Annotated in this window: 6 protein-coding genes and 1 pseudogene; all 7 read right to left on the bottom strand. The window is 46.0% G+C overall.

Annotated features, from left to right (window positions below):
- Positions 1 to 293: 293 nt before the first annotated feature.
- Entirely contained in the window at positions 294 to 860 is a 567-nt protein-coding gene (gene efp / locus QZ147_RS07275; RefSeq protein WP_295148774.1) for an elongation factor P, read from the bottom strand.
- Positions 861 to 881: 21 nt separating this feature from the next.
- Positions 882 to 2,459: a phosphoglycerate dehydrogenase gene (gene serA / locus QZ147_RS07270; RefSeq protein WP_295148772.1), complete on the bottom strand. Its 1,578-nt coding sequence runs from the start codon at positions 2,457 to 2,459 to the stop codon at positions 882 to 884.
- A complete protein-coding gene (locus QZ147_RS07265; protein WP_295148769.1) occupies positions 2,456 to 2,941 on the bottom strand; it encodes a hypothetical protein in 486 nt (161 codons plus the stop codon). Before QZ147_RS07265 ends, serA begins: the two co-directional genes overlap by 4 nt.
- 4 nt (positions 2,942 to 2,945) lie before the next feature.
- Entirely contained in the window at positions 2,946 to 4,607 is a 1,662-nt protein-coding gene (locus QZ147_RS07260; protein ID WP_295148766.1) for a 30S ribosomal protein S1, read from the bottom strand.
- 127 nt (positions 4,608 to 4,734) lie between these two features.
- The gene (locus QZ147_RS07255; RefSeq protein ID WP_295148764.1) at positions 4,735 to 5,559 is read right to left on the bottom strand and encodes a 4-hydroxy-3-methylbut-2-enyl diphosphate reductase; all 825 of its coding nucleotides are present in this window, start codon (positions 5,557 to 5,559) and stop codon (positions 4,735 to 4,737) included.
- Complete coding sequence (aroA, locus tag QZ147_RS07250; RefSeq protein WP_295148761.1) at positions 5,549 to 6,826, bottom strand: 3-phosphoshikimate 1-carboxyvinyltransferase; 1,278 nt, start codon at positions 6,824 to 6,826, stop codon at positions 5,549 to 5,551. The genes QZ147_RS07255 and aroA overlap by 11 nt, the downstream gene beginning before the upstream one ends.
- Positions 6,823 to 7,921, bottom strand: a pseudogene (locus tag QZ147_RS07245) (phenylalanine--tRNA ligase subunit beta); the annotation flags it as partial. The gene aroA and the pseudogene QZ147_RS07245, both read right to left, overlap by 4 nt.

Raw genomic sequence — 7,921 nt, 5'->3', positions numbered from 1 at the left:
GACGGCGAAGTAGTATTTTCAAAAAAAGACCTCATCGGTACGGACGAGGCGAGATTTCCTTACGAGGGCGAGATAACGCGTCTAATAAAAGCGCACCTCTCGTAAACGGCTTAACCGCCCGAAGGTCGGCGACCCGGCCGACCCGAAATTTTAAATTTTAAGCCCCAACTAGCAAACAAAAGCATCCGCATAGCCCTATTAACTAGGGGATTTTGTTTGCGAGCGGAGCGCGCTAGTCCATTTGCCGAAGACGATCTAAGAAAGATCGGCGATGCGAGACTTACGCGCAAAATTTATTTATTCGCGCGCTCGATATATTCGCCGCGTACCGTATCTACGCGAATCACCTCTCCTTCAAGCACGTGAAAAGGAATTTGCACCACCGCGCCCGTTTCTAGCGTAGCGGGCTTTTTACCGCCCTGCGTATCGCCTTTAAAATTCGGCGGAGTTTCTACTATTTTAAGCTCGACCACTTGCGGTACTTCGACGCCGATAGCGTTTCCGTTGTGAAATAAAATATCAACCATCATGCCGTCGATCATCCATTTTTTAGCTTCTCCTACGTCTTCGTCGTTTATAGCTACCTGCTCATACGTAGCTGTATCCATAAACTGGCAAAATTCGCCGTCGTCGTAAAGATATTGCATCTGCCTGTCTTCAAGATTAGGCTGCTCGCATTTATCGCCCGCGTGAAAGGTTTTTTCAAGTACCTTGCCGTCGATAAAAGATTTGATTTTCGCACGAACGAACGCCGCGCCCTTGCCCGGTTTTACGTGTTGATATTCGACGATTTTATAAGGAACGCCGTCGATTTCGATTTTTAGACCTTTTTTTAGGTCGCCCATTGAGTATGAAGCCACTTTTTCTCCTTTGAAATTTAATTAAATTACCGCATATTGCGCCCAAATGCAAGTTTCAAGCGCATTTAGCTTGGCGAGGGTTTCTTTGCTGATATTTTCATCGACTAATATAACCGCAAGCGCCATACCGTTTTCTCCGCGTCCGAGACGGAAATCAGCGATATTGATCTTTTCGGCGGCCAAAATAGCGCTGATTTGTGCAATTACGCCCGGTACGTCGTTGTTTTTAAAGACTATCATCTTACCCTTAGGCTTAAAGTCGGTTTTAAAGCCGTTTATAGTTACGATACGCTGCTGATTTTCCCCGAATACCGTTCCGCCGACGGTTACGACGTCGTTCTCGGTCGTAATTCGCACGGTGATTTTATTTTTAAATATACTCTCCGCGCCTTTGACCGTTTCGGCTATTATTCCCTTTTCGTCGCATAAAAATTTAGCGTTTACGTAGTTTATCGCTTCGCCCAAGCTCTCTTTTAAAGCGCCTACGATCGCAAAGGTTAGCATAGAATTCGCGTATTCGCTAATTTGCCCGTGAGTTTCTACTCGAATAGCCTTGATAGCTTTTTTATTAAGTTGCGCGGCTAAAAACGCCATTTTGCTTGTTAGCTCGATGTAAGGCTCTACAAAAGGAGGCAGATCTTCCGTTTTGATCGGTAAATTTAACGCGTTTGGATAGCTTATGCCTCGGGCTGCGCTAATAGCTTGCTCAACCGCCTCGACCGCGATATTTCGCTGAGATTCGAGCGTATTTGCGCCAAGATGCGGCGTGACGCTTACGTTATTTAAATCAAGTAGCGGATGGTCCGTAGCCGGCTCTTTGGCGAATACGTCGATGCCGGCAAACGCGATTTTACCGCTTTTTAGTCCGTTTAATAAAGCCTCTTCGTTGTAAAGACCGCCGCGGGCGCAGTTTATGAGGCGCACGCCGTCTTTCATCTTGGCGATCTCGGCCTCGCCGATTATATTAACCGTTTCTTTATTTTTAGGCGTATGGATCGTAATAAAGTCGCAAGCTAGAATATCGTCGAAATTTTTGGTATAAACTCCGCCCATATCGATAACTTTCGTCGGGTCGATATAAGGATCGTAAGCGATAATTTCCATACCGAACGCCTTTGCGCGAGCCGCGACGCGAGAACCGATATTGCCGAAGCCGATGACACCTAATTTTTTCTTAAACAGCTCGACGCCGTACCATTTTTCGCGTTTCCAAATTCTGTCGATTTTAAGATCGTTATGCGCGTAAGGAAACGATCTGGCGGCCGCGAGCATATGCGCCATCGTAAGCTCTACGGCAGCTATCGTATTTGCCGTAGGTACGTTCATAGCGATTATTCCTCTGCGAGAACAACCGTCGATATCGACGTTATCTACGCCTACGCCGGCGCGCACGATGGCTTTTAGCTTTTTGCCGGCGTTTAAAAACGCCTCGTTAACCTCAGTCGAACTTCTAGTAATCGCCACGTCGGCTTCGCCTAAAATTTCAAGCAACTTGTCTTTGGGCTCTTTCGTCGCGTCGATGACTTTTATATCCTGCTCTTTACTAAGTAACTCAAAGCCTACTTGATGTATAGCGTCGCATACGATGATAGTTTTCATAGTTTTACCTCTCTTACGCTTGAATTAATATTATAATCTCGCAACTTTATTATGATGTGTTGAAGCAGTTTAGAGTCTTGCGTATTTAAGAAAATTTGACTCTTCACGCCGTCTTTTACGACCGTAAAATCAACCGCCGCGCCTTTTAGCGTCTGCATAAGGCAAAACACCGAATAAACGTCGTTTTTGTCGATTACCAGCTCGTAAGCGCTTACGCGTTTAGGCTCGTTTTTAGGTCTACCGTATTCGATGAAAATTTCGTTGGTCGGTAAAATATAGTCTTTTTTATCGATGGCGGCTAGATTATCTATCCAACCGCCGCGCGCGTTTTTCGCGCTTTGAGTAGAGTTGCGCTCCTCTACGTCCGCCGTTAGCGAAGTTTGGGCCAAATTCGCGTTTGCGTATTTATACAAGAAAATTCCGCATACCCCGAGCAATAACGTTAAAGACGCAATCAGCGCCAAAAGCGCGTATCTACCCATTTATTTATTGCAATTGTTCCTTGATTATATCGCCTAGCGTCATCTTATCGTCGCTACCGCTGTTGATTTCGTTTAGCGTTTCGCGCTCTTTTTGCTTAGCCAAACGGCGGACGCTTAAGCGGATGCGATTTTTCTTCTCGTCGATAAACGCGATCGCCGCTTCTATCTCGTCGCCGATTTTTAGCGTGCTCTCGTCGACGCTGCCTAAATCTTCCTTACGGATTAACGCATCGACGTTATCTTCAAGCTCGACGAATACGCCAAAATCTTTAACGTCGCGAATTTTGCCTTTTACTATGTCGCCTACGTTAAATTTTCCCGCAAATTTTTGAACCGGACTTTGTTTTAGGTCTTTTAGACTAAGAGAAATTTTTTGTTCCGCGCCGTCGATTTTGATGATTTTTACTTCAAGTTCGTCGCCTACTTTAAACATCTCTTTACACTTGTCGTTTCTATCCCAAGAAGCGTCTTCGTTATGTAGTAGTCCTTCTACGCAGCCTATTTTAATAAAAGCGCCGAAATTAGTTAGCGTAGTAACCGTACCTTTTACTATGTCGCCTTCTTTAAATTTCGCCTTAAATTCGTCGAACGGCTTAGCGAGTAGATTTTTCAAACTCACTCTTAAACGGTGACCTTTCGCGTCGATTTCGATAACCTCGACGTCGATCTCTTCGCCTTCGCTAATGTGATCTTTCGGGTTTTTAATGTTTTTATCCCATGAAATTTCAGAGATATGCAAAAAGCCCTCGATATCATTGCCTAGATCTACGAACGCGCCGTAAGGCTCGATATTGCTAACGGTTACTTTAATGGTATCGCCCACTTCTAGTCCGTCCTTGATCTCTTCCCAAGGATCTGGCATTGCGGCTTTGATAGAAAGCGATAAATGGCGCTTTTCGTTATCGTAGCTAATGACTTTTACCGGCACCCTGTCGCCCTCTTTGTAGATCGAACCCGGATTTACAGGACCTTTGTAGCTTATCTCGCTGTAATGCACCAATCCGTCTACGCCGCCCACGTCTACGAACATTCCGTAAGTCGTGATTTTTTTGACCGTACCTTCTATTACGTCTTGATTATCTACTATGTTAAGTAGCGCTTCTTTGCGTTTTTTGCGGTCTTCGTCTAAAATTTTCTTACGAGAGACGATGATGCTTTGTTCGTCTTTATCTACTTTGATGACTCTTACTTTATAGTTCTTTCCGACGATGTCTTTCGCATCTTTAAAGCCGCTTTGAGTTTTAGGTAGGAAAAATTCTACGCCGTTTTCATCGGTCGCTACGTAGCCGCCTTTATTTTTACCGACGATTTTTACGTCTATTTCGCCTTGCTCGTCCGGATTATACGCATCGATATAGGCTTTTACCTTTTCCTTGCGTAAGGCTTTTTTGTGCGATACCTGACCGCGACCCGTGATTACGACCTTGATTTTGTCACCCACTTTATAAAGCAAGTTACCGTTAGCATCCGTTATCTCGCTAATAGCGAGCTCCTTGTCGCCTCTAATACCGACGTTTACCGTCGCTACGTCGCCGTTTATTCCGACGATTACGCCTTCGCTATCTTCCTCGGTCTTTTTAAAAGACTCTTCTAACATCGCAGCAAAGTCTTCTTCTTCGAAGTGGTCGTCCTTTGCTTTTAGTTGAACTTTTTTGTTCACAGCCATCTCTGGTCCTTTTATATTTTCTAATGCCCAAAAGGGCAAAGCGTTTGATTATATTTAAAGTTGGCTTATTTGCGGTTTAATTTTAAAATTTTAAGAAGTTCGAGTAAAAATTTCAGCGCTAAATTTTCTAAAATTTCTCAATCTCGTCTACTACTTTTTGAATGATCCAATCGGGCGTGCTGGCTCCGGCGCTTACGCCGCATAAATTTTTACCCTTAAACCACGATTTTTCAAGCTCGTTTTCGCTTTCTATCAGGTAGCTGTCGGCGCAGAAATTTTTGGAGATTAAATAAAGCTGCTTGGTGTTAGAGCTATTTTTCCCGCCGATGATTATCATCACGTCGGCGCGTCTGGCTAGCTCGCCTACGGCCTCTTGATTTTCGAAAGTCGCGTTGCAAATCGTATTAAACACTCGCACTTCTTTTACGCGAAGCATTAGATAATTTACGATTTGCATAAATTTTTCGACCTTGCGCGTCGTTTGGCTCACGACGGCTACGCGGGTTTTAAGTTTCGCTCCCGCTAGCTCGCTTTCGTCTAATACGACGTAGACCGCTCCGCTGGCGTAGGATTTTACGCCTTTTACTTCGGGGTGATTTTCGTCGCCGAATATCACGACGTCGTAGCCTTCGTTGCTCATTTTTTCGCAAATTTGCTGCGGCTTGGTTACGAACGGGCAGGTCGCGTCGATGACGTTAATATCGCTTTTTTTTAGCTCGGCCAGATCGCCTTTGGTTATGCCGTGCGTACGGATGATCGCCTTTTTTTCGTCCGTTAACCCGCTTATACCTTCAAGCGTTTTTACGTTAAAATTTTTAGCTAGACGGTTTATCTCTTCGTTATTGTGGATTAGCGGTCCGATAGTAGCCGCATCGCCCGCGTTTTCGGCGATTTTTATCGCGCGCTTGACGCCGAAGCAAAATCCGTAACTGCTAGCTAGCTCAATCTTCAACGTCCGCTCCTACCTGTCTTAAAATCGCGCTAAAATTCGGAAACGACGTCGCGATAAATTCGCTATTTTGTATTTGCATACCGCAGCTGAGTCCCAAAATAGCAAAACTCATCGCGATGCGGTGATCGCCTAGACTGTCGATTACCGCGCTTTGCGCTTGACCGCCAGTTACGCTAAATCCATCCTCAAATTCCGCCGCTTCAATGCCGCATTTTTTAAGAGCTTCTACGGTTACGGCGATTCTATCGCACTCTTTTACGCGAAGCTCAGCGGCGTTTCTTAGCGTGCTAACGCCTTTCGCGCAAGCAAACGCGACGGCTAGCGCGGGTGCTTCGTCGATTAGCCACGAGATATTTTCGCTAACGTCTACGGCTTTTAGCGGGGAGTATTTCACCTCGATATCGCCGACAGTTTCGTATTTTTCGCTAATTACGTTAAATTTTATATCCGCCCCCATTTTTTGTAAAATTTTAAAGGCCTCTATGCGGGTTTTGTTTAGCAAAACGTTTTTTAGCGTAACGCAAGAGCCTGGCGTTATACACGCGGCGACGGCAAAGAAAAACGCCGAGCTAGGATCGTTGGGCACGTCGATGTCAAGCGGCGCTAGTGGCGCGCTCATCGGGGCTACTTTGATATTTAGCCCGCTAGTTTTAATATCCGCGCCCATTCCTTTTAGCATCCTTTCGGTGTGATCGCGGCTTAGCTCGTCCTCGCTAAATTCGCAGCCGTTCGAGTAAAGCGCGGCTAGCAAAAGCGCCGACTTTATCTGCGCGGAAGCTACGGAGCTATGAAATTTAAAAAATTCCAGTTTATGCCCTCTAATGCAAAGCGGAGCGTTATCTCCGTCTTTCGCGCCGTCTATTTTAGCGCCTACCGCGATTAGCGGCTTTGCGACGCGCGCCATCGGGCGGCGATTTAGATACTCGTCTCCGCTAAGAACGAAAAATCCCTCTTGCGCGGCTAAAAGCCCCATAAAAATCCTCATCGCGGTGCCAGAGTTTCCGCATTCAAGCACGCGCGCGGGTTCGGCGATTTTTATCGGCGGGGCAATGATAATCTCGCCGTCTGCGCGTCGCTCTACGCTAGCGCCCAGCGTTTTTACGATTTCAAGCGAATTTAGCGTATCGTGCGCGTCCAAATAATTTCGCACGCGGCTAGGGCGGTTGCTTAAAAGCGAAAATATCGCACAGCGATGCGAGATAGATTTATCGGAGGCTAGATGCCGCAAATTCGCGTTTATCGGCGCTTTTAACGGTTTTACTTTCATCTAATGCCGATGCCTAAATTTTGTTTTAGCGCGCTTAAAATTTTATCCGTTAGCGCTATAACTTCGCTATCTTCTAGCGTTTTTTCCATATCTTGGAAGGTAAATTTAAGCGTTACGCTAGAAGCGTTTTCAAGTCCCGCGCCACAGTAAATATCAACCGGCAAAAACTCGCGAAGTTGGGCTAAATTTAAAGCGCGGACGCACTCGTAAATTTTAGCGAACTCAAACCCGTCTGGCACGACTAAACTAAGATCTCGCGAAACGCTAGGAAATTTAGAATACGCGCGCGCTTGAATGCTTTCAAATTTTAGCGCGTTAAAATTTAGCTCGCAAAGATAAGTTTTAGGCAGGTCTCTGGCAGCCTCTACGTCCGCGCTAACGCGTCCTATGTAGCCCGCGCATACGCCGTTTCGTAAAATTTTAGCTTGCTCGTAGGGGCTAAGATACAAGATTTCGTCGCTAGGTTTTAGCTCGAATTTCCCGATTACGTTTTGCACCGCCGCCGCAAACGCGTAAAATCCCGCCTCTTCGCCCTTGGCGCCGTTAATCAGCGTAGGCTCTTTTATTAGTCCGCTCACCGCAAACCCCACGTTCGTGCCCTGCTCGCCGCTTGCGCTAAACACCTCGCCGAGCTCGAAAAGTCGGACTGATTTTTTAGAATTTTTAACATTGCGCTCGCAAGAATTTAATAAGTGGTTTATAAGCGTCGGACGAAGCGCGTTTAGCTCGCCTGTAATCGGGTTTGCTATGACGGCGGAACACGGCGCGAAGCCTAAATTTTTAAGCTCCTCGGCGTTATCGAATACGTAATGCACGCTTTCGAAAAATCCGCAATCAGCAGCGCGGCGGCGCAAATTTAGCGAATTTTTATAGTTGATAAAAGTAGGCGTCAGGCGGTTTTGCTCGGCGAAAACTAGCGGCTTTGAGAGGATATTATCTATGCCTACGATCCGTACGATCTCCTCGCACACGTCGTGAGAATTTACTATGTCGTGGCGAAATAACGGCACTTTAACGTTTATGCTCTCTTGCTCGACGTTTACCCCCACTTCAAAGCCTAATTTTTTCAAAATTTTGACGACGTCGTTTCGCGCG

It is taken from the genome of uncultured Campylobacter sp. (assembly GCF_905371695.1).
Lineage (GTDB): Bacteria > Campylobacterota > Campylobacteria > Campylobacterales > Campylobacteraceae > Campylobacter_A.
This window is presented reverse-complemented; position numbering and strand designations above follow the sequence as displayed.